This is a genomic window from Pseudomonas sp. TWP3-1 (assembly GCF_049896625.1).
In the GTDB taxonomy this organism is placed as follows: Bacteria; Pseudomonadota; Gammaproteobacteria; order Pseudomonadales; family Pseudomonadaceae; genus Aquipseudomonas.
Genome location: NZ_JAFCUQ010000047.1, coordinates 1 through 641 on the forward strand (window position 1 = coordinate 1; position 641 = coordinate 641).

A 641-nucleotide genomic window follows, 5' to 3' on the forward strand; every position below is an offset into this window, starting at 1 on the left:
CCTGCAACCTGCTGTTCAAGATTGCTCAGCAAATACCATTCAGCCAGCAAACTACCGTCTGCGCCCATGATTCGGCTAATGATCAGCCGTGCCGGCAAGGGCTCTCCAGCCTTGTGCAGTGTCTTGCGCTCGGCCCTGTCTTTGAGAAACGGCTGCGCTTTACGGGTGAGTACGACTGACGCTTCCCCGACCCATTGAATCGCCGGTTTCCCCTTGTATTGGACCTTGCGAGTTTCTGTGTAAACAAGCCCGCTACCAATCTTGCTCAACGGCTGGGACTGGCCCTCATAAGTGGCGGTGGAGCCTGCTTTTACGCGTAACAGCCAGTTCCAGCCCTCGGCTTGCCAGCGCCGCATGTGCGCTACTGAGTCGGCTTCTCGATCCACGATATGGACCAGTGGCTTGGCAAATTTTTGTTGCTCAAGCCAGTCAATACGCTCTGTCAGTTCATCCAGGTGCTTTTCAGAAGCCAGCATTTGCTCGGCGCGGGTACTGAGCACGCCGTCCTTGGTTGCCAGGTTCTGCGCGGGGGTGCAGATCGGTGCACCGTCACGATCCGTCACAAGCAGGCTGCTTTGCAGCTCGTAACCGATGTCGCCCCGGTGGGTCATTTGCAAGCGGTCAGCTTTGCTGTGGTGGTG

1 pseudogene is annotated in these 641 nt (G+C 57.3%); it reads right to left on the reverse strand.

Annotated features, from left to right (window positions below):
- Positions 1-641 (reverse strand): annotated as a pseudogene (locus tag ACP7BN_RS27670) (hypothetical protein); the annotation flags it as partial.